Origin of the sequence: Flavitalea plasmicola, from assembly GCF_030546645.1 — a bacterium.
GTDB lineage: Bacteria > Bacteroidota > Bacteroidia > Chitinophagales > Chitinophagaceae > Puia.
Map to the genome: position 1 here is coordinate 172,338 of NZ_JAUOTO010000008.1, position 23,223 is coordinate 195,560.

The 23,223-nt window shown below is 53.4% G+C and carries 6 protein-coding genes; all 6 read right to left on the bottom strand.

Features of this window, described 5'->3' with window-relative positions:
- Positions 1-36: 36 nt before the first annotated feature.
- Genes Q4E93_RS28640 through Q4E93_RS28665 form a run of 6 tightly spaced genes read right to left on the bottom strand, consistent with a single transcriptional unit; the run spans position 37 to position 23,194 of the window.
- Entirely contained in the window at positions 37-4,536 is a 4,500-nt protein-coding gene (locus Q4E93_RS28640) for an SDR family NAD(P)-dependent oxidoreductase (protein WP_303591247.1), read from the bottom strand.
- Entirely contained in the window at positions 4,526-10,720 is a 6,195-nt protein-coding gene (locus tag Q4E93_RS28645) for a MupA/Atu3671 family FMN-dependent luciferase-like monooxygenase (RefSeq protein ID WP_303591248.1), read from the bottom strand. The genes Q4E93_RS28640 and Q4E93_RS28645 overlap by 11 nt, the downstream gene beginning before the upstream one ends.
- Positions 10,721-10,742: 22 nt before the next feature.
- On the bottom strand, positions 10,743-11,477 hold the full coding sequence (locus Q4E93_RS28650) for an aspartate/glutamate racemase family protein (RefSeq protein ID WP_303591249.1): 735 nt from the start codon (positions 11,475-11,477) through the stop codon (positions 10,743-10,745).
- A gap of 19 nt (positions 11,478-11,496) precedes the next feature.
- Positions 11,497-13,395: a MupA/Atu3671 family FMN-dependent luciferase-like monooxygenase gene (locus Q4E93_RS28655; protein WP_303591251.1), complete on the bottom strand. Its 1,899-nt coding sequence runs from the start codon at positions 13,393-13,395 to the stop codon at positions 11,497-11,499.
- A gap of 29 nt (positions 13,396-13,424) precedes the next feature.
- Positions 13,425-19,751, bottom strand: coding sequence for a condensation domain-containing protein (locus Q4E93_RS28660; protein ID WP_303591252.1), 6,327 nt, complete (start codon positions 19,749-19,751; stop codon positions 13,425-13,427).
- Positions 19,751-23,194 (bottom strand): non-ribosomal peptide synthetase, encoded by a 3,444-nt coding sequence (locus tag Q4E93_RS28665; RefSeq protein ID WP_303591253.1) that lies wholly within the window; start codon positions 23,192-23,194, stop codon positions 19,751-19,753. Before Q4E93_RS28665 ends, Q4E93_RS28660 begins: the two co-directional genes overlap by 1 nt.
- Positions 23,195-23,223 lie beyond the last annotated feature (29 nt).

Consider the following 23,223-nt stretch of genomic DNA (forward strand, 5'->3'; position numbering starts at 1 on the left):
CATATATTTTATAGTAAAAGAATTGAAAGCGGTTGGTCAGATAGTGATCTCGTTCTCCATTTTCACATCGGCCTGGAGCCATTGTAATCCCTCTATGGCGGACGCGATCCCTCTAATGGATGGATGTTGTAAAAAATCTTTGATCGTAAGATTCACGTTGAATTCCTTCTTTATTCTTTTCAGGAGCAGCATCCCTTTCAGGGAGTCTCCGCCCAATTCGAAAAAATCATCCGCCACGCCGATGCCATTCATTCCGAAGAACTGTTCGAAAACATTCTTCAACATTTCTTCGGTCCTGGTTACGGGAGGGATAAAGTCGACGGCGAGGTCAGGTCGTTGTTGTATGGTGGTCGGGCCGGCGGCGGTCTCTCCGTCCAGGTATATTTCTTTCTTCACCTCGAACACTTCATATTTCCGCATGGCCAGATCCCAGGTGGTTTCCAGTATCAGGGGCTGGCCCTTAATTCCCAGCGACCATTCAAACAAAGCGATGATCTCTGCGGGCAGGAGCGCTCCGCTGTCTCTTGCCGCATCGGAATCCGTGAATGCCATTTCCGCCAGGTTTATAGATTTCCAATAAGGCAGGTCGTCCGAAACAGAGCAGACAAAATGGTCCATGAACAGGTTGGCTGAGCTGTAAGAGCTGAAGCCCAGGCCCCCCAGGACAGAAGAGATGCTGGAAGCCACCCATACGAAATCCGGCAGGCGCGGAGCAAATACTTTATGCAGGGCTGCTATTCCCCTGATTTTGGGACCGAACATACCCAGCGCTTTTTCCATGGAAATGTCTTCGAGCAGCTCGAAATAACGACCGTCGATGATGCCGGCGGCATGCACTACGCCGTGTATTTGTCCGAAAGCTTCTTCTGCCTGGCGTACGACTGTTTCGAGCTTATCGGGCAGGGAGACGTCAGCGCTGTAATACAAAACGCTGGCCATGCTCCTGAGCGTGTCGAGGCGGCGGGTCCATTCTGATCCGGCCGCCTGTTCCTGTTCTTCTTTTCTGCCTACCAGGACAAGCCTGGCTTCATACTGTTCCACCAGGAATTTTGCCAGGAGGTAGCCCAGGTTCCCCAGTCCGCCGGTGATCAGGTAGGTGCCTCCCTTACGGAGCACTTCCTGCTGGCGGACCATCGGTTGTGTATTCTTCTGATGCTCCTGTATCCAGCGCCGGCCATTGCGAAGAGCCATGATCCGGGGACGTCTTTCGTCCCTGCTGCGGATCTCGTCCGCCAGCATACGACTGGTGTCGAAGGAGTTCCATTCTCCCTGGAGATCGATGTGCCGGCAGGACACTGCATATTCCTGGGGTATGACATTGGCAAGTCCCAGCAGCAACGACTGGATGGGCAATCCTTTTTCGGTGCCCAGTACCTTATAGAGTGAATCCGTCAGTATGAAGAGACGCCTGCCGGCGAGCTGCTTCTTTTGTGCCAGTGCCTGTATCAACCTTACCAGGCTGAAGAAGGCCAGGTGAAGGGCAGGATTAGCTTCGGACAATTCCAGGCAAGGACTCGCCGACATTCCCCATGCATAGATAATATCGGCCATGACCAATCCATCTTTTTCGACCTCACCCACCAGGGCATGGAGATCATCCGCGGCAGTGAAATCGAGCTGGTATTTAAACCTGGACAGTTTACGGAAGCCGGCGCCCGGCATGATCACGACGAGATTTTCCGTGTCTGCACCCAGTTTTTTCCTCAGAGGCAGCATGCAGTCTTCGTCAGGGCAGAAGAGCAGATAGCCTTTTTCCTCTTTCAGCGGCGCCGGCGGCAGCTGCACCTCCTGTTTCCAGGATGGATAGTATATCCAGTCCTTCAGCTCATTATTATCTCCGCTGTTGGTCAGGCCGGGCACCGGGGGCATGGCATCACCAAAGGGGTCTACTTCGGCTGGGTACCGGGCAGGCTCGAATGGATATGTCGGCAGGGATATCCTGTTCCGTTTTTCATCTTTATGATAGAGTGTCCAGTCCACGGGAAAGCCGTGGGCCCACAGATCACCTATACGCTCGGCAAGATATCTGTTGTCATCAATCTTTTCTTTAGGCGAGCGCATCATGTTAACCGACAGGCCCAGGGGATTGTCCTGTTTTATCTGTTTGACGAGATGTGTCAGGGTATGCCCTGCGCCCACCTCCAGGAAGGTGAGTTTTGGATCATGGTCCAAAAGCGTATGTATCCCTTCGGCAAACAAAACTGTTTGGCGCATATGGCGTACCCAATAGTCGGGGGAAGCGGCTTCCTGCTGCTGGATGAACTTGCCCGTGAGATTGGAGATGAAGGGAGTATGCAGCTGTCCGAAAGAAACTTTCTCCAATTCTATTCTAAACGATGGAATGATGGCATCCAGCATGGAGGAGTGAAAAGCGTGCGATGTATGGAGTTTTACATAACTTTTATTTTCATAGTCCAGCCGGTGCATCAGGGATGCGATGGCGTCGGGGTCACCGGAGAGGACCGTTTGTTCATTGCCGTTGACAGCGGCCAGGGATATCCTTTCATCGAGGTAGTCAGCGGCTTCGCCGGGGGACAGCGCCAGGCTGATCATGGCGCCCGGAGGGAGCCCGCCAATCAGTTCTCCCCGCCGGACTACCAACCGTAAGGCATCTTCAAAGCTGATCAATCCTCCGATGCAGGCTGCGACGTATTCGCCTATGCTATGTCCGATCATACAACCCGGAAGAAGGCCGAAAGACATCAGCAGGCGGGCCAGGGAATATTCCAGCAGAAAGACCAGGGGCTGGGTATAGCGTGTGTCATTGATCTTTGCAGGTCCCGGGCCGTCTGCCGGAGGGTAGATAATCTGTCGGTAATCCATCCCCGTCAGTTGCCGTATAAGGGTAAAACCGTTGTCCATTTCCCGGCGGAATACGGGTTCGCTGTCATAGAGGTCTTTTCCCATATGCTGGTATTGCGAACCCTGGCCGGGGAAAAGGAACACCAGGGGGCCCGTCTTTTCCGTGCTTTTCCGGGCCTGTTGCGGTGTAAGTCCTTTTTCAAGCAAATGAAGCAGTTCGCCGGTGTCTTTGTACACCAGAGGTGCGCGATATACGAATTCTCTACGGCCTACCTGAAAAGTATAAGCGATATCCGGCGCGTGGAGGCCGGGGTTGGCGGAGAGGAAATCCTTCAGTTTGGCATGGTATCTCAGCAATGCAGTGTCTGTCCGGGCCGATAGCGTCAGCAGGTGGTAAGGGCGACCGGGGGAAGCGTTGTCATGTACGGGCGCTTCTTCCAGGATGGCATGTACATTGGTGCCACCTATGCCAAAGGAGCTCACCGCTCCGCGAAGAGGGCCATCGCCCTGGGCAGTCCATTCCCGGAGCCGGGTATTTACATAAAAGGGCCCCTGGTTGAAATCGATCTCGGGGTTAGGTACGCTGAAGTTCAGACTGGCCGGCAGACGTTTGTATTTCAGGGAGAGCGCGAGCTTCATGAATCCTGCTACTCCTGCGGCTGTGTCCAGGTGTCCAATGTTGGTCTTGACAGACCCAATTGCGCAATGTTGTTTTTGATTGCGGTTAAATGCGGTGTTCAGGGCCTCTATTTCCACGGGGTCGCCTAATCTTGTGCCGGTCCCATGGGTTTCCACGTAGCTGATCGTGTCCGGGGTGGTCCTGGCGAATTTGTGGGCTTTGCGGATGCACTCGGTCTGTCCTTCCACACTGGAAGCGGTGAACCCTACTTTGCGGCTGCCATCGTTGTTGATGGCGCTGCCTTTAATTACAGCGTAGATGTGGTCCCTGTCTTCGATGGCGTCCGTCAGTTTTTTCAGCACCACTACACCGGCCCCTTCGCTGACGAGCGTGCCAGTGGCTTCTTTATCGAATGCCCTGCAGTGGCCGTCCGCTGAAAAGATCATTCCCTCTTCGTAGAAATATCCTTTTTTCCGGTGTGTCTTGACGGAAACACCGCCTGCGAGCGCGATCCTGGTTTCCCCCAGCAGGAGGCTTTTGCAAGCCAGGCTGATCGCAACAAGGGAAGTGGAGCAGGTGGTATTGATGGAATAGGAAGGTCCCCGCAGGTTCAGCTTATAGGACAGCAGGGAAGCCAGGAAGTCCTTATTGCTGAGATTGAACAGATTAAAATCGTCGATCTCCTGTTTGTTGTTCTTCAGCCTGGAATACAGCCTCCAGTTCGAGTCGTCACCGCCGCCGGCGAAGAGGCCTATGGCTCCTTTTACTCTTTCGGGATCATACGCGGCGTCTTCCAGGGCTTCCCAGGTGCATTCGTGAAAAATGCGATGCAATGGATTCATGAGGCTTGCCTCGATAGGCCGGTAGTCGAAGAAAGCAGCATCGAAACGGTCCTTGTCGGGCAGCAGGGTGACGGCATTGACAAAGCGTTTATTCTTCCGGGTCCTTTCGTCCACACCCAACGCTATCAGTTCCTCTTCGGACAGGAAATGTATGGATTCCACGGCGTTTTCCAGGTTGTTCCAGAAGTCGCGCCAGCACATAGCGCCGGGAAAACGGCATGCCATTCCGATGACGGCTATTTCCAGACCGGTGTAATTCGTGTTATTCTTCATCGGTGTCAGCGTTTACCAGGCGGAAGGTCTCCTCCATGAGATCGACCTGCTTGCCCGTGTCTTCCTCTGTGTCGGTGTTCTGTCCATTCTCCTCCGTCAGGAGATATGCAGCCAGCGACCTGATATTGGTGAATTTAAAGGCTGTAGCGACGGATGTTTTTTTATCAAAGACCTTATTGAGGGCCATGACCATTCTCACTATCCTCACTGAATTGCCTCCTGCATCGAAGAAGTTATCCGTTACGCTAACGTTGTCGCGGTTCAGTATCTCCTGCCAGATGCGGGCGATCCGGTTCTCGATCTCGTTAGCGGGCGCTTCAAACCTGGTTCCGCTGTCCAGGGATCTTTCAGAAGGGTCAGGTAGGCGCCGGCGATCGACCTTGCCATTGGGGGTAAGCGGTAAGGAGGGCAACTGTACGAAGCGTTCGGGAATCATATAGGCTGGTAATTTCCGGCCCAGCGTGGATCTGAGCGACGGGGTATTCAGTTTTTCGGGAGCCACTATATATGCTATCAGTTCTGCTTCCATGCCGGGGAACTCTTTTACCACCACGGCGGCCATTTCCACAAGGGGGTGGCTTCGAAGGGCAGCCTCGATCTCTCCCAGCTCGATGCGATGTCCTCTTATCTTTACCTGGTCATCCCGGCGTCCGACGTATTCTATATTACCGTCCGGAAGCCATTTCGCATAATCACCCGTCCTATAGCATTTTCCCCCGGGTACGAAGGGATCGTCGAGAAAGCGGCTGGCCGAGAGGTCAGGTCGTTGCAAGTAGCCCCGGGCAACCCCTTTGCCGCCTATGTACAGCTCCCCAATCACGCCGATGGGCAGCAGGTTGCGGTTGCCATCCAGGATATATATCCGGGTATTGGCTATAGGCCGACCGATGTGTATCTTATCCGCCTGCCGGTGGACTTTACTGCAGGTGGACCAAATAGTAGTTTCGGTCGGTCCGTACATATTATAGATTTCCACCTCCGGCAGCTCCCGGTACAGCTCTTTCACCAGCGTCAGCGGCAGTCGCTCGCCTCCCAGGATAAGTTTCTTCAGAGGCCGGAAAAATTGCAAATCCTGCTGCATCAAGGTCATCATCGAAGGAGTGGCTTGCAGGTGGGTGGGTTTATGTTTTTTCAGCTGTGTCTGGAGGGAATGCCCGAATGTGCTGACATCGGCTGTCTTGTCCTCGTAGGAGTTTTTGATGGTGGTGAGCAGCTCGAGGCTTTTCATAACGGCATTGTATTCCACTCCGAAATCGATGAGACAGGCAATTTCGTCTACGCCAATGTGTTGCAGCCGGTCGATCATTGCCTTACACTCGGGCACGGTGCCTATCAGGCTGGCGGAAGAGACGTACCTCTTAAAAGCATGCTCGAGGAGGGTATTCATATCCTGTTCCGAGAAGGTAGCGGCCTCCATATCCATGTCGAGGCCGACAGCCATATTTTTCAGGAGGCTGGCGGAGGTCCGGAGGTAGTCGGTGAAAGGTTGGCGGGCTTTTTCGTAAGTCTCTTCCTTACTATCTCCGATGTATGTATGCAGCATCAGCGCTACTTTCCCTTTATCCGGGTCGTGGCCGTTGTCCGCCAGTGAAGTGCGGTAGGCTTTGATCTTCACTGCCAATCCCTCCACCGTCTCGCCCAGTAAATGGGTAAGGACGTTCATCCCTTTCCTGCCTGCCGCGACAAAAGTTTCAATATGGTTGGCGGAAGTCAGCCACATAGGCAGCTCCTGCTGGATGGGACGGGGGAAGATGCGCGTTTCTTTCAGGAGTCCATTGCCGTCCTTCATTGCAACCGAACCCCCTTTCCACAAGCGTCGAATGGTGTCGATGAGTCCGTACATCAGCTCATGCCGTTGCTGGTAGTTACCGGAGGAAAGGACGAAATCATTGGAATGCCAACCCGAAGCGCAGGCGATTCCCACTCTCCCACCCGACAGGTTGTCCAGGACAGACCATTCCTCTGCGACCCGGAGTGGGTTGTGGAGCGGCAATACCACGCTGCCAGCCCTGATGCTTATGTTCCTGGTAATGGAAGATAATGCAGCCCCTGTCACCGACGGGTTCGGATAGAGTCCGCCAAATTCATGGAAGTGCCTTTCTGGTGTCCATACGGCGGTATAGCCGTTACGGTCTGCGTACTTTGCGCCATCCAGCAGCAGCCTGTATTTTTCCTCGTCGCCGGCACTATCGGGTAGGGATGCATTACCGAAGTAGAAAAGACTGAAATCCAGCGGGCGGGAAGTGACATCCGCTGGTCCGGAAAGTTCGCGAGCATTTTGCTGGAGTATTACTTTATACCCGAGGGTAAGCGTCCAGATGAGCTCAAGTACCGATATATCGAAGGTATAATTGGTAACTGCCAGCATGGTTCCCGCATCTTTTCCGAATATTTCGTTCATACCTGCAAAAAAACTGACGACGTTGGCATGTGTCAGCAGGCATCCTTTAGGCTGACCGGTGGACCCTGATGTATAGATACAATAGGCCAGGTCTGCGGCGCGGACCAGTCCCGGGTGATCTTCCGGATCCTGGTAGTCCAGGGTCTGGCGGATGACCTGCAGGATGGTGGAATCAATGACAACCTTGCATTTACTGTCGGAGAGTACATAGGCAACCCGTTCGTCCGGGGAGTCGGGGTCTATAGGGATATAGGCTCCTCCGCTTTTCAGCACGCCCAGGATGGTGATGAGCATCCATTCACTGCGATGCAGCCGGATGCCTATCATGTCGCCGGTCCGGACCATGTAGTTCTTCTTGAGATAGTCCGCCAGGCGATTGGACAGGGCGTTTAGTTCGTGATAATTGAGGGCCCTTCCCTGGCATACGAGGGCTGTCTGCAGAGGCGTTCTTCCCGCCTGCGCTTCGAACAATTCTATGATGGTCGCTTCTTCATCAAAGCGGACTTCCGTGTCATTGAAAGTCACCAGGAGCCGGTGTATATCTGCCGCACCCAGGTATATGAGTTGGTCCAGAGGGGCGGAGGGTTGGCTCACCATTATTTTCAGCAGCCTCGAAAAGTTATGGGTCAGGTGTTCGATCGTGCTCTTGTCGAAGATATCGCTGTTGTATTCCATATACAGCTGCACGGCGTCACCCCGTTCCGTGAAACTAAAAGTGAGATCGAACTTGCTGAACACCTGTTGGTCGTCGTCGTTTTCGGATCTATACACCGATGCCTGGAGGTCCACGGGCGGGCCGGAGGGGTCCGGCTGACCCGTACCGGCATTCTGTAATACCACCAGCACTTCAAACAGTGGATTACGGCTGATGTCCCGGTCCAGGTTCAGTTGATCGACCAGCTCGTCAAACGGATAGAGCTGATGGTCGTAGGCATCCACCGTCATTTGTTTGGTAAGCGCCAAAAGCTTGTCAAATCCATCTTCTCCTGCAATCCTTGCCCGGAGGGCCAGGATGTTGATATAAGATCCTATCTGTGCTTCCAGGTCCGGGTGTTCCCTGCCTGCGACGGGGGACCCCACAATGATGTCATTTTGCCCTGTGTAACGATAGAGAAGGGCGTATACTGCCGTCAGCAGCCCCATGAATACCGTAGCTTCCTGCCTGCGGCAGCATTCCTTCATTAAGGAGATGGTCGTCGCATCTATATAGGAAAGCGTTGTTCCTCCCCGATAGGTCTTTGTTGCCGGGCGGATACGGTCACCGGGCAGATGCAGCACCGGCAACTCACCGTCCAGTTGTCCGAGCCAATATGCTTTGTGCGCTTTCAGTGCTTCACCACCCAGTTGTTCCTGCTGCCAGACAGCATAGTCTTTATATTGGATGCGCAAGGGGGGCAAGGAAGGATCGCTCCCTTTTTTGCGGGCGTTGTAACAGGCAATAAGTTCGTTCATCAGTACGGAGACGGACCAACCGTCGCTGATGATATGATGGAGCGTATAGGTAAAGACCCATTTGTGTTCGTTGAGCCGGAAGAGCGCTGCGCGCCCCAGCGGTCCCGCAGCGAGGTCGAACGGGCGGGTCACCGATGCGTGGAGGTCTTTTTCCAATTCTTTTTCCGGTTCATCTTCCCCGGTGAGATCGCGGAAGGAGATCGTGAAGGCTGCATCTTCGGGACAGCGTATATACTGCCGCACTTCGCCATTGGTGTCTATCCTGAAAACAGTCCTCAGGCTTTCATGCCGCCGGACCACAGCCTCGAAGGCGTAATCGAGGGCGTCCCGGTCCAGCGACCCTTCGAAAACATATTTGCCGGGCATATTGTAAGCCACGCTTCCCTGATCGAACTGGCCGAGCACCCAAAGTCTGCGTTGCGCCGACGACAGGGGATAACCTTCCTCCTGCGGAGCCGGGTTGATAGAAAGGTAGCCGCTCTTTATCTTTCCGGAGATCAGGCGAGCGAGATCCCTGACAGTACGTTGTGTGAATATGTCGGCGATCTTCAGGCTTACACCCAGGGACCTGTGTATCCTCGACACCAGCTGGATGGCCCGTAGCGAATGTCCTCCCACGTTAAAAAAAGAAGTATTCCTGTCGACTTTTTCCAGGCCCAGGATCTCTTTCCAAAAACTCCCCAGAACTGTTTCCATATCTCCCTGCGGCGGCTCGAAAGCAGGGTGGTCGGCGACTGCCAGGCGCGGGGCTGGAAGGGCGTTCCGGTCTATCTTCCCGTTCATATTCAGCGGGAATTCGTGAAGATGGATAAAATAAGAAGGGATTACAGGAAGGTTCAATTCCGTGGAAAGCGCCGACCGTAATTCCTCCACCTCTTTCTTTTCCCCTGTATAATAGGCGACCAGTGCCAGGAGATTATCTTCTCCCCTGTGCGCTTTAACGACGGCCCCCGTTATATTAGCCATGCGCAAAAGCGCTTTTTCGATCTCGCCTGGCTCTACGCGGATGCCGTTTATCTTCACCTGGTTATCCAGACGTCCCATGACCTGGATGTTTCCATCCGGCAGGAGGCGCCCGGTATCCCCGGATCTATAGACGATATCTTTTTCGTCCTTTTGCAAAGGGTTCTGGACGAAACAAGTATCCGTCAGCTGCCGGTCTTTATAATATCCTTTGGTAGTAAAAGGAGTTTTGAGATAAATCTCTCCCGGCTCATTGACCTTGCAAAGGCGTCCATCCCTGATAATGGCCACGGTGGTATTGCCGATGGGGATGCCTACCGGGATGACATAAGAAGGGTCTTCAGGCACCGTGCCGATGCGGTAGAAGGTCTTGATCAGAGTAGTCTCGGTGGCGCCATAGAAGTTTACCAGGTTGATCCCGTCGCCCATCGCTTTTCGCCACTCAATAATATCACGGGCGTACAAAAGTTCTCCGGCCATAATCATATACGTGAGGTTACCCAGATCATACCGGCGGGTCTCGTTCGTCTGCAGTTCTCTGGTCATCACCCTGAAAAGGGACGGCACACAATGTACCAGGGATATTTTTGCTGTCTCCAGCCATTGGAGCAGGGCTGCAGGATCTTCTTTTGCCTGGGGAGGCGGGATGCAAAGGGTCCCCCCTGTTATCAGCGGCACAAAGATGTCCCGAAGGGAAGCGTCGAAGGTCGCCTGCGTCAGCTGGCTGACCCGGCAAGATGCCTCGATGCTGAACTCCTTGATTTCCCAATGAATGAAATGGCTTAAGGATACATTACATCCTTCGATGGCTTTCCCCTCGCCGGTTGAGCCTGAAGTATAGTAAATATAGTTGCTGGTATCTCCGTCAGCGTCTGACACAGGATCGCCCGACCATGCATCCGGCATGGAAAGGGGGGCGGCCTCCGGCACACCGTTGTACAGAACGTAATGACTGATCTCTCTGCCTGGGGTGACGACGATCAGATGATCAATGCGAATGTCCAGGCGAGCGGCAATAGCGACAAGGGTATCCAGCGACTCTTCCGCGACGACAACAATGCCATGAAATGTGTTCTGGAATACCTGGCGCAGTCTTCTCTCCGAAAAGTTAATATCCACAGGTAAGAAAACCGCTGCCGCTTTTAATACAGCGAGCAGGCAACCCACCATCCGGATGGAGGAAGGTATGAACACCTGGACGATGCTATCCTTCCCGCAGCCTAAGGAAACAAGCAGGTGGCTCATTTGATTGGCATAAATATTCAGCTGGTCATAGGTGATCCCACTACTTTCTTCTTCGATGGCCAGCTTATGAGGATACCTGCGTACCACCTCTTCAAAAACGGTGTGTATTACTTTTTTGTTCATCAGGATGGTCTTTATTGAAAGTTTAGATAGGCATGGCGGCGGAGGTGGTACTATAGCAAAGATCAACGGTCCTTTGGGCCATCAGGTCCAGGACATCCAGGTAAGCCACGGGCAGGTGTTGGCCATGAAATGCTATAGATACTTCCGTACATCCGCCGATGACAACATCGATGTTGTCCTTCAAGAGGGTCCGGACGGATCTGTCCATGAGGTGGTGAGCTTCGGCCGAGATGGTTGCCGATTTAAACCCGTTCTGCATATAAACAGAACGCATGAAAAGGGCCTCCTGGTTTTCGGAGGACAAAGTGACGAGGTCCACGTTACTGCCTTCCAGGTATTTCTGGAATAGGCCTGTCCTCAAGGTGCCGGTGGTTGCCAGCAGCCCGGCACGGCAGCCTTTGCCATACTGCTTTTTAAGATATTCCGCTACCATCTGCAATGGGTTCAGCACCTTTGCCTTGGCATAGCCGGCAAGTTCCTCATAATAATAATATGAGGTGATACAAGCCACGGCCACCAGGTCCACCTGGTTCCTGTTGAACAGGTCCATGGAATGCAGAAGGGCGGGCAGCGGGGATGCTTCATGATAGATGATGGCCCTCGTCCGGTCCGGCGCTGGGGCGTTGTTATGGAAGATGATCTCCGGAAATTCCTGGTCCGTCTCCGCGGGAGAATAATCTATGATCTTCTGCACCAAGGCCACGCCTGCGCGGGAGCCCATGCCGCCGACGATGCCTAATTTCTTTTTTGGTTGCATGCTGTAGTTGGTTGATCCGTCAGAATTCCTGGCTGACAGGAGCATTGAAGAATGGGGTATATGCCCCTTTGTTCTCTTCGGTGAAGACAATTCTCTGAGTGGCGAAAAAAGCCGGGAAGGCAGCCTCGGTCCTCAGATCTTCCAGTGTTTGCTGACTGCAATGGGTGATAGTGACGGGGAATTGCCAGTCATTTCCGCCGTTATATTCTTTTCGAAGGTCGTTCAGCAATTCAAGTCCCTGCATAATATCCTCCCTGGACAGGCCGAAGTCGATAAGGGCAGCGATCTCGTCGATACCGCAGTTTTTTATACGCCGGATAACGGATCTGCATTTATCGGGGTTTCCCAGCAATGCCGCGTGTTCGTAGAAGCGGTTAAAAGCGATCTCCAGCAGCTCTTCCATTAAATGTGCGGGCATTTCATCGTCATTGGCGGAGACGGTGGAGAGTTCACCTGGCTTGATCATGGCCCTGATCAACTGTGTGGAGGTCCTGAAATAGTCTTTGAGAGGCTGTTTCACTTTAGCGCGAACGGCTTCGTCGGAGGTTCCCAGGTAGGTATGCACCATAACGCAAACTTTCCGGGAGGACGGATCGAATCCGTGCTGTTCCAGGCAGGTGCGGTACCTGGCTATTTTTTCCTTAAGTTCTTCAAGGTCCTGCCACAGAAGGTGGGTGAGGATATTAGCCCCTACCCTGCCCGCCGCCAGGAAGGAATCGACTTTGCCCGAGACGGTTATCCATACCGGCAGTTCTTTTTGCACGGGCCTGGGATATATGGATAGTTCGGTCATTATTCCCATGCCATTTTTGAATTGAGCGCTTTCTCCCCGCCACAGTCGCCGGACCAGTTCGATCTGTTCGAGCATATATTCGTGCCGCCCTTCGTAGTGATCGGGAGAAAAGACGAAGTCATCCGGCTGCCATCCTGTTGCAAAGGAGATCGCCGCCCTGCCATTGGAAAGGTTATCAATCACCGACCAGTCCTCGGCGATGCGGATAGGATGATGCAGAGGCGCCACGATGCTTCCGCAGCGGAGCTCGACATGGGAGGTGGCTACTGCCAGCGCTGCACTCATTACCGAGGGGTTGGGAAACAGACCGCCAAAACCATTGAAATGCCTTTCGGGCGTCCAGACCGCATCAAATCCATTGTTATCGGCATATCGTACAGTATCAAATAGGAGGTCATACATGTTGCGGCCGGTGGCATCGCCGACACTTCCGAAATAAAAGAGGCTGAACCGCATGTCGAACCGGTCTGCTGTGGATGCGAGCCGGGGAAGCGCTGTATTTTTATCCAGCCATGTCACCAGTACGGGTATAGCTCTTGAAAAACTCCAAAGCATTTCCATCACGAGGTCTCGGAATGGTATACAGCGTGCCAGGAGCAACCTGTCGTGATCGTGGGGGCACAAGGACTGGTCCAGTTCCTTCAGCCTTTCCGACAGATCCTCATCGTGGATCGGGATCCCCTGGCTGTAACCGTCCTCTTCGTTGTAGAAGACATAGGGAATAAAATGTTTCTCGCAGGTCAGTGCAGGTTGTCCGGAGTGCCCGGACAGCGTTGTCCTGTCCATCACCAGCACGGAAGAGGTACCCAACTCGAAGGAATACTTCGGTTCGGTGATGATCCAATCAGCCTGGCAGAGGAGGGCTACGGCTTCGGGATCGGCCGCAGGCGATGCTCCCGGATCGAGGGGCACACAGGTGACGCCCAGACCGTATAAACCCAGCAGGGCCGGTAGCAGCAGGGTCTCGTCGGAGAGGTATAGTATAACCTTTTCCGGCAGGGCGGGGACTTTTCCGCGGAGATGATCCTGGAATGCTTTTGTGCTGTCCAGAAGGCGGCGTACAGACAGGACTGAATCATTCGTAACCAGTGCGATGCTTTGATCGCCTTTGACAAAAAGGTTCATGGCGGAATAATTGTAGGCGTGGGTAGAGATCAAAATTCCTTGCTGATGGTTGCACTGAACTGCTGGACTTCTTCCTGCAGCTCGTTCTTTTCCTGAGGGCTAAGGTACTCCAGCTGTTGCAGCGGCGCCGAAGGTCGTTTGATGATCTCCGTTACCAGTGCTTCGAAGTGACGGGTCATGCGTTGCGCCGTTGGTTTATCAAAAAGGTCCGTGTTGTATTCCAGGTCCAGGACGATTTGGTCTTCCGTTTCAAAGAAATTGAAGGTGAGGTCGAACTTTGTCGGTTTTTGTTCCTCCTGGCCGTATGTATAGACGTGCAGCCGGTCGGCTGCAAGGTGCCCTTTTTTAAGGGCTGACCCGGCGTTCTGCAATACGATCAGAACATCGAACAGGGGGTTGCGGCTGATGTCTCTTTGGATGTGGAGATCATTAACCAGGTCTGCAAGCAGGTAGGGTTGGTGTTGGTAGGCGTCCAGGGTTACCTGTCTGACTTTTCCCAGCAGGTCCAGATAACTGTCTTCTCCGCTAAACCGGGTCCTGAGTGCCATGATATTCATGTAATAGCCGACCTGATCTTCCAGCTCGATGTGCTCACGTCCGGCGATAGAAGTACCGACGACAATATCTGACTGGCCACTGTAGTAATAAAGCAGCGCGTTGACGGCGGCCAGCAATCCCATGAACAAAGTGCCTCCCTGAAGATGGGCGAGCGTGTTCAGCTGACGGCTATTGGTCGCTTCCAGGCTGAGGCGGGTGAGAGCGCCATTGAATGTCTTGACCTGTGGTCGCTGGCGGTCGTAAGGAAGCTCCAGCACCGGCGTTTCCCCCAGGAACTGACGCTGCCAGTACGATTGGTTGATCTTCCTGGTCTCTCCCTCCTGCAGGGACTGTTGCCAGACAGCATAATCCTTGTATTGTATGCGTAATGGAGGTAGCGCATCCGTCTGTCCATGCAGGTACGCGTTATACAACGTTATCTGTTCGGACATTAAAATGTCCATGGACCATGCATCACTGATGATGTGATGTATGGTATAGACAAAGATCCATTTTTCATGGGCTACCCGGCAAAGGCAGGCGCGGATGAGGGGGAATGCGGCAAGATCGAATGGAGCATGCAGGTCTTCCCGGATCAGCGCCTTCATTTTCCTTTCGGGCTCTTCTTCATGTGTCAGGTCGAGGCTGTGGATATGAAAGGAGATTGCGTCCTCCGGCAGGATCCATTGCCGCGGTTCATCCTCGTGGTCTTTGCGGATGACGGTCCGGAGTATCTCATGCCGCCTGATGACCATTCTGAATGCATGATCCAGGGCATCCTTTTGCAGGTCGCCTTCGAACACATAGACCTTTTGAATATTATAGGCGATATTTCCTTCTTCGAACTGGCATGATATCCATACCAGGCGCTGGGCGGGCGCCAATGGGTAATGCGGGCCGGAAGGTGCGGGTGAAATAGCGATGAATGGTTCTTTCGCAGACTGTCTGAGCAGCTTTGCCTGGTCTTCCAGGACAGGGTTCAACAGCAGGTCTTTGATCGTGATGCGGACCCCGAGATCCCGGAGGATCATACTGGCCAGCCGGGTAGCTTTCAGGCTGTGTCCTCCGGACTCGAAGAAATTATCTTTTATGCCTATACGGTCTTTTTCCAACAGTTGCCGCCAGATGGATATCAGTTTTTCTTCCGTATCGTTACTTGGAGGCATATATCTGCCTGCGGCCGACAAGGCCAGTCCTTTTGGGTCTGGCAGGCGTCTCCTGTCCAGTTTCCCGTTGACCGTCAGGGGCAATTCAGGCAGGCGTACGAATACGGTGGGATGCATATACAGGGGAAGGTGTTGTTCCAGGTGCCTGTAAATCCCGGAGATATCCGGATCGTTGGCACTTACCAGGTAGGCCACCAGCACAGGTTCTCCATCGCTGCCGGGCTTTTCCGATACAGCCGCAGCTTCGATGCCCTCGCAGGCCTGCAGGACCTTTTCGACCTCGTCTGGTTCAATGCGATGGCCACGGATCTTTATCTGCCTGTCTTTCCTGCCGCAAAATTCAATATTCCCGTTAGGCAGCCATCTGCCCAGGTCGCCCGTCCGGTAAATCTTTTCTCCTTTACGAAAAGGATTATCAACGAATTTGGTTTGCATCAGCAGTGGGTTGTTTATATATCCCCCTGATAGGCAATCTCCCCCGATACAGATCTCTCCGACGACCTTTTCAGGCAGCAGCTGCAGCTGATCGTCCAGGATATATACGGCGGTATTGGAGATTGGCCGGCCGATGTAGATACTGTCCATCTTAGTCTTTTCCGATGGCCGGACCACGGCGCCTTCGATCACTGCGGCTATAGCTTCCTGTTCTTCCAGTATTTCCAGCAGATGCCGGCGCGTGGTGTATGGGTTCATCAAGACCGCTCGCAGCATTACGGCAGGCGGTCCTTCCTGCATCTCGACCTCCGTGTAGGAAACGAAGGAATTGCCTGCTGCAAACTGGTGCTGCTGTATCTTTTTATTCAGATCATTAAGCGTTTGCGTCCCGGCATATCCGAATGATTTCCCTCGACGGAGATCCCGCAGCGGGAAGGGAATATACCTGTATAGGACGATGTTGAGGTCTGAGTGCCCGAATAGTTCGAAGGCTTCATTGTCGTTTATGAGTGCCCTGAACATTTGGGCTCTTTCATAGTTGGATTCGACGATGCCGGCGTAGCCTTCTTTGCCTATTATACTCAGGGCGCCGTGAAGAACGAAAGAAAGGAAGGGCCGGGAGCCTTCGATGGTATAGCGGCCCAGGTCCTGGCTGCCTTTGCGGGCCTGATAACGTGCATTATTCTCGGAATATCGGGCCAGGGAAGGATCGCGGAAGAGGCATACACTCAATCCCATCGGGAGATACAGTTGTTTATGGCCGCAGATGGTAACTGAGTCGCCCATGGATATACCGTCCAGCTTATGCGAAAGAAGATCCGAGAACAGATAAGCGCCGCCGAAGGCGGCATCTACGTGAAAATGCACCTGGCACTCCCTGGCGACGGCGCCCAGTTGCCGCAACGGGTCTACATTTCCGGTCTCGGTAAACCCCGCAACGCCGATGATAGCAAGGACCAGCGCCCCTCCGGCCTTTTTCCGGCCAACCAGTTCGCGCAGGCCCGCTGAAGCTCCCGGGTCCTTCTTATCCAGCTCGAAAGGAATAAAGGCTTCCTCTCCCATGCCCAATATCCTGAGGGTTTTACCGATAGAGTAGTGGCATTTCGGGGACCCGATGACGATTGCTTCGGTATAATTATATGCAGCCAGCGCTGCGGCCAGCCCCTGCCTTGTCCAGCCCCGGAAGCCTTCTTTTTCCGGCAGCCGGCTTGCAAGGGCATAACTGAGAGCGGAGACATTCGACAAGGTACCTCCACCTGTGATAATGCCGAGGGCGCCGAAAGCATCTTCCGAACACCGCCGGTAGAATGCGTCCTCTTCCCTGTACACTGTCCGGTGAAGGCTGGCGATGGTTTGCTTTTCCAGCGAAGTGCCCAGGCCGGATGTTTCCACCTTTACCATGTTCTGGTTCCAAAGGTGCATCAATTTTACCAGCTCGTTAAGCACGGGAGGGACAGGGCCGGTCATATGACCGATGAATTTGGGGGACGATACATTGACGATGCCTCCCAGCAAGGTATCTTTTACAAAAGCGGCATATTCCTCCGGTGAAGTCTTCCCCAGGTCCGGCAACTGGAAAGCAAAGGCATCTGTGAGCCCCGGTCTCCTCACGGATGTTCCGGAGGGTGCTGCGTCGCTGACGAGCAGCGCGAGTTCGCGGCCTACGCTTTCCCTGAAAAGCAAGGGAACGCCGCCGGTCATGTCCGTAATCCGCCCCCCTGCGGAAGTATCATAGCAGGTGGCGTCTGCCGTCACTTCTGTCGAACCATAGATATTCAGCAGCCTGTGTCCGGGGAATACGTCATAGAACTTCTCTACCAGGGCGGCATCCAGCTTCTCTCCGCTGCAGGTCCATTCCCGGAGAGCTGACAGTTTGTTGCGGCAGGCTTCTTCATCCGAAAGCAGCTGCCGGAGCAGAGAAGGGACAAGGACAATCCTGGTAACCTTATGAGCACAAAGGCTCGTCATGAAATGATCGGTATCGAGGACGTCCTGTTTGCTGAATATTACCAGGCGGATGCCTTTTAACAGCGGTCCGAATATCTCCCACAGATGGTCCACGAAGCTGATGGAGGTCTTCGCGGCACAAACTTCGTCTTCGTTGAAGGGGAAGGCTGCCCACATCCAATGCAGCCTGTTCTGCAGGTTCCTGTGCGAGATGGCTACGCCCTTGGGCTGACCGATGGAACCGGAAGTGTATATCACGGCGCATGGGTCGTCCGGCGCCGGGGGAAGGGCCGTACCTGAAAACGTTCCATAAGGCGTGGAGGTCCTGAATCGGCTGATCAGATCTGTATCGATGACCGTTCTGCAACCACTATCCCCGACCATGTAGGCTATTCGCGAAGGCGGGTAACCGGGGTCGATCGGAACGTAGGCGCAGCTGTTCTTAAGGACGGCAAGAATGGCGATGATCATCCATTCGCTTCGCTCCATGCTGATCCCCACCCTATCACCGGGATGCACCCCGTATTCCGTCTGCAGACAACGTTGCAGTTGTCCTGACAGATCGTCCAGCTGCCTGTAAGAGAATGCACCGGCCCCGGATACCAATGCAATACGATCCGGCCTAGCCGCGGCCTGATCGAGGAAGAGCTGGGTAAGCGTGGCATCTTCCGGGTAGTCCATTTTCGTGTCGTTAAAGTTTACCAGGAGCCGGTGATGTTCTTCCGGCGTCAGGTAATCCAGGCCGTCCAGGACCACATCCGGATGTTCGACAGCGGCTTCCAGCAACTGCACGAAATGGTCAGCCATCTGCATGACCGTGCTCTTCAGATAGATATCGCTGTTATATTCTAGGCGGAGCTGGTAATCTTCTCCTTCATCGGAGAATTCGAAGGACAGGTCGAACTTGCTGCCTGTTTTCCGGCCCATGTCATATTTGCTGATCGAAAGGTCCCCTGCCGCCCTGTCAGCGGTGACATCGCGGTCCTTCGCATGCTGCAGGACCACCAGTACGTCGAACAACGGGCTGCGGCTTATATCCCTGCGCAAGTCGAGCGCCTGGGTAAGCTCGTCGAAAGGGTAATCCTGATGAGCCAGTGCTTCGAGGCTGACCTTCCGCGCTGTTCGCAGCAGGTCCCTGAAACTGTCTTGCCTGTTAAATTGCATTCTCAAAGCGAGGGTATTGATATAATAGCCTATCTGGTCCTGCAGGACTTCATGATCCCTGCCTGCAACCAGGCTGCCCAGGATAATGTCTTGCTGGTGGGAATAGCGGTGTAATAAATTGGCGACTGCCGCCAGGAATCCCATGAACAAAGTGGTGTTCTCTGTTCTGCCAAGGTGTTCCAGCCGGCGGATCAATGCAGCGCCAATGCATTTATGCAATTTGTCGCCGTTGTACGTTCTTACGGATGGTCGCGTTTTATCTGCCGGCAATTCCAGCACGGGTAACGCTCCCTGGAGCTGCCGGAGCCAGTAATCCCGGTGAATGGCAAAGGCTTCGCTATTTACCATCCCACGTTGCCACGCTGCATAATCTTTGTACTGTATCCGCAGCGGCGCTCTTTCGTCCGGCGCACCAATTACGGCCGCGTTGTAGGACTGCAGCAATTCCCTGATGAGGATATCCATGGACCAGCCGTCACTGATAATGTGATGCATGGTATAGGAGAATATCCACCGGTCAGCGGTAAGCTGGTAAAGGGAGGCTTTCAACAGGGGGCCGGCCGCCAGGTCGAAGGCGCGGCAGGCCGATGCACGGAGCATTGCGTTGGCCTGTTCTTCTGCATCCTGTCCGTACGCACGGAGGTCGTGGCAGTCTACCTGGTAACCCGCATCGTCCGAGGGGCGGATGTATTGCCGGATCTCGCCCTGATCATTAGACCGGAAGACGGTCCGAAGGCTTTCATGCCGTTCTATCAACTGCCGGAATGCGTATTCCAGGGCAGGCAAATTCAAACTTCCTTCGAATACGCAGGCTCCCGCCATATTATAAGCCACATTGCCTTCGGGGATCTGGCTCAGTATCCAGATCCTTTGCTGAGAAAAGGAGACAGCGTAGTCGGGCTGATATGCCACCAGGGGGATATGATCATTCATCCGGAGATATTCCCGATGGGACCTGATAAAGGCGATGAGGTCCTGCCGGTAGTGTTTTATCTCGGCCAGGAGACCTTCATCCAGCACCCCCCTGGGGGCCCGGATATCCAGCTGATCCCCCACGAGGTCCATGGAGACCCTGAGCTTCTTCAACCTATGATACAGATGTTCCATTATAATAAGAATTTCTCTTCATCACCGATGAGTTCCACCTGGGCAGTCCCCGTGCCGGCCCATTCAGCCATTTCCAGGTATTCCGCCAGGGCCATGATAGTGGGGTGTAGAAAAAGGATATCCAATCCAAGCGATATGTTGAATGCGGACCTGATCTTTGCCATGAGCCGCATGGCTTTCAGGCTGTGTCCTCCCAAATCGAAGAAATTATCATCGATGCCGACCTTATCACAGGCCAGCACTTCCTGCCAGATGGGCGCTAACTTTTTTTCAAAGATTGTGCGCGGAGCGAGATAGGGTTTCCCTGCCGATAGATCGGCAGCATGGGTATGCAGCAGCGCCTTTTTATCGACCTTTCCGTTGCGGGTGAGGGGAATATGGTCTACAGGGATCAATCGTTGCGGGATCATATAATAAGGCAGCTGTTTTCGCAGCGCCGCTTCTATGGAAGCCGTCGCCTGTCCGGTGGCGTTCACAGGCTGTTGTTCATTGCCGGCAGGGATGTAGAAGGCGATCAGGTTCTTTCCTCCTTCTTCATCAGTCTTTGCCAGCACCACAGCTGTCTGCACATCAGGATCTTTTTCGAGGGTCTTTTCTATTTCGCCCAACTCAATCCTGTATCCCCTGATCTTCACCTGTTCATCCTTACGACCTATAAATTCCAGCCGTCCATCCGGTTGCCACCTTCCCCAGTCTCCCGTCTTATACATCCTGTCGCCTTCGACAAAAGGATTGGGGAAGAATTTCAATTTATTCAGTTTTTCGTCAAGGTACCCTCGGGAAAGGCCTTTCCCGCTGATATACATATTGCCGGGAATACCTATGGGGCAAGGCTGGTCATTGTCATCGAGGATGTAGATCCGCATGTTGGCCAGCGGTTTGCCGATGAGAAAAGGTCCCTCTTCCGACAACTCTTCAATGGTGGTTCCCACTGTCGCCTCGGTCGGGCCGTATTCGTTGAATATTCTTACAGAAGGGTTGATGGTTTTCAAAATACGGACGTGTTTACCGGACATCTCTTCACCTCCCACCACTACGCAGGAGAGATCGGGAGAGGATAAACCCATGCCGTCCAACAGGGTAATATGGGAGGGAGTGATCTTGGCGCTGTTGATGCCGCTGCCGGCGCCGAAGCTATGCAAAAGCGCATCAGTGAGGGCATCGCCCGCTTCGTAGAGGTGCAGCCTTCCACCCGTGGTCAGTGGGCAAAAGACAGTGGTAACCGTCAGGTCAAAAGACAGGGACGTGAATAGGCCGAAAGAAGGCCGGCCCATGTGGGAGAAGAAATGGTCAACGGACCAGCGAATATAATTATAGAGGTTCCCATGTGTGATGGCGCAACCTTTCGGTTCTCCTGTCGATCCGGAAGTATAAATGACATATACGAGTTCGTTCTGGCCGGGCGGGGCATACCTGCCATGATGATAAGCCGGTGAATGGACAATATCGTCAAAAGCCGATTCTGTCATGACAACCGCTTCGCAATATCCTAAGGTATCCAAATAACGGGTGTGTGTTATCAGCACTTTCAGTCCTGTGTTTTTGCAGATGTATTCTTTTCGGGCCACGGGATATTCCGGATCAATAGGTACATAAGCAGCCCCTGTCATCATAATACCCAGTATGGATATAATGGCTGCTTCAGACCTGTCCAGCAAGATGCCGACCAGATCGCCTTTTCCAATGTGGTAAGTGTCTGCCAGGAAACCGGCCAGCCTGCCGGCCTTCCTGTCAAGTTCTCCATAGGAAACGGCAGTGTACCTGCTGGTGAGGGCTATGGTATCCGGCTCCAGGTTTGCATAGTGCCGGAAAAGAGAGAGCACTGTTTCGGTAGCCGGGTAGTTGATTGCGGTGTCATTGAACTCATACAGCACCTTCTCCCTTTCCTTTTTGCCCAGGTAGATCAGTTGGTCGATGGGCCGATCGGGGTTTTTTGCAATTGCAGCCAGGAGATTTTCGAGATGTTCTCCCATTCTGGCAACCCTGTCTTCATTAAAGATGTCCGCGTTGAACTCGATCAGGAGTGCGAGTCCTTCTCTTGCCTCTGTAAAGAAGAACGTCAGATCGAACTTGCTGTACGTGGTCGTTTCCTCTTCATATCCTTCGACACGGAGATTGCCTAAACGATCCCATCCATCCTTTCTTTCCATAAATCTGTCCCGGAGCTCGACCATCACATCGAAGAGCAGGTTTCTGCCCATGTCCGTACGCAGCCGGAGTGTATCCACCAATTCATCGAACGGGAGCTCTTTATGCCGGTAAGCTTCCAGGGACATCTGCCGGACCTCTTTCAGTAATTCGCGATAGCCGGAAGCTCCTTGCAGTTTTGTCCTTAAAACCAGGGTATTCAAATAGCAGCCTATCTGGTCTTCCAGGTCGCTGTGATCGCGACCTGCGACGGGTGTGCCTATCAATAGATCGGTCTGTCCCGTATATCGATACAGCAATATGCCGACTGCCGTCAGGAGGCTTATGAACAGGGTCGCGTCGCCTTGCTGTGCAAGGGATTTCATTGCAGCCGCCGTTTGTTTGGCGATCACACGCCGGACAGCCCCTCCCCGGTAGGTCCTTACGGCAGGGCGAGCCCGGTCGGAAGGAAGGTCCAAAACGGGTAGTTCTCCGTCAAGCACACCCAGCCAGTACTTTTTATGGTCATCGTATGTGCCGTCCATCAGCTGTTGCTGCTGCCACGACGCGTAGTCTTTATATTGAATGCGTAAAGGGGGCAACGGCTCACTTACGCCTTTTACAGCTGCAGCGTAAAGCCGCAGAAGCTCGTCGATCAGCACATCCATAGACCATCCATCGCTAATGATATGATGCAGCGTATAGGTGAAGATCCATTTTGCTTCGTCGACGCGGTAGATGAATGCCCTGATCAGGGGGCCGGAGGATAAGTTGAAAGGCCTGGCGGATCCCTCATCGATCAGCCAGTTGACTTTACTGCGACGGTCGTGGTCGTTTCGCAGATCCTCATAGCCGATGTCCAGTCCGGATGCATCGATGGGAAGTATAAATTGCTGTAACTCCCCCTGTTCATTCTCCCTGAAGACCGTGCGCAAGCTTTCATGCCGGGCGATGATCTTGTTGACAGCATCTTCCAATGCCCGCCGGTCCAGCATTCCTGAGAGCATATACGTACCTGACATATTATAGGCTACGTTGGCATCGCCGAGATGGCTTAGCAACCACAACCGCCTTTGAGATGAGGACAGGACATAAGAGGGACGTGTGGCGGCTGGCTTTATGCTGTCGAATTTACTGATATTTCCATGTCTCCTCGCAGACAGGTATCCAATGAGAGCAGGTTTCTGTTCTCTCAGGATCCCGATCCATTCTTCGTCAAGGACGCCCTTTGGTGCATTCACGATCATCTCACCTTCCCTAACGCTGACCAGAATGTTCTTACTTGCCAATTGCATGATCAATTCGTCCAGTGTCATAATGTGCAATTTCACATGAATAAGTCGTC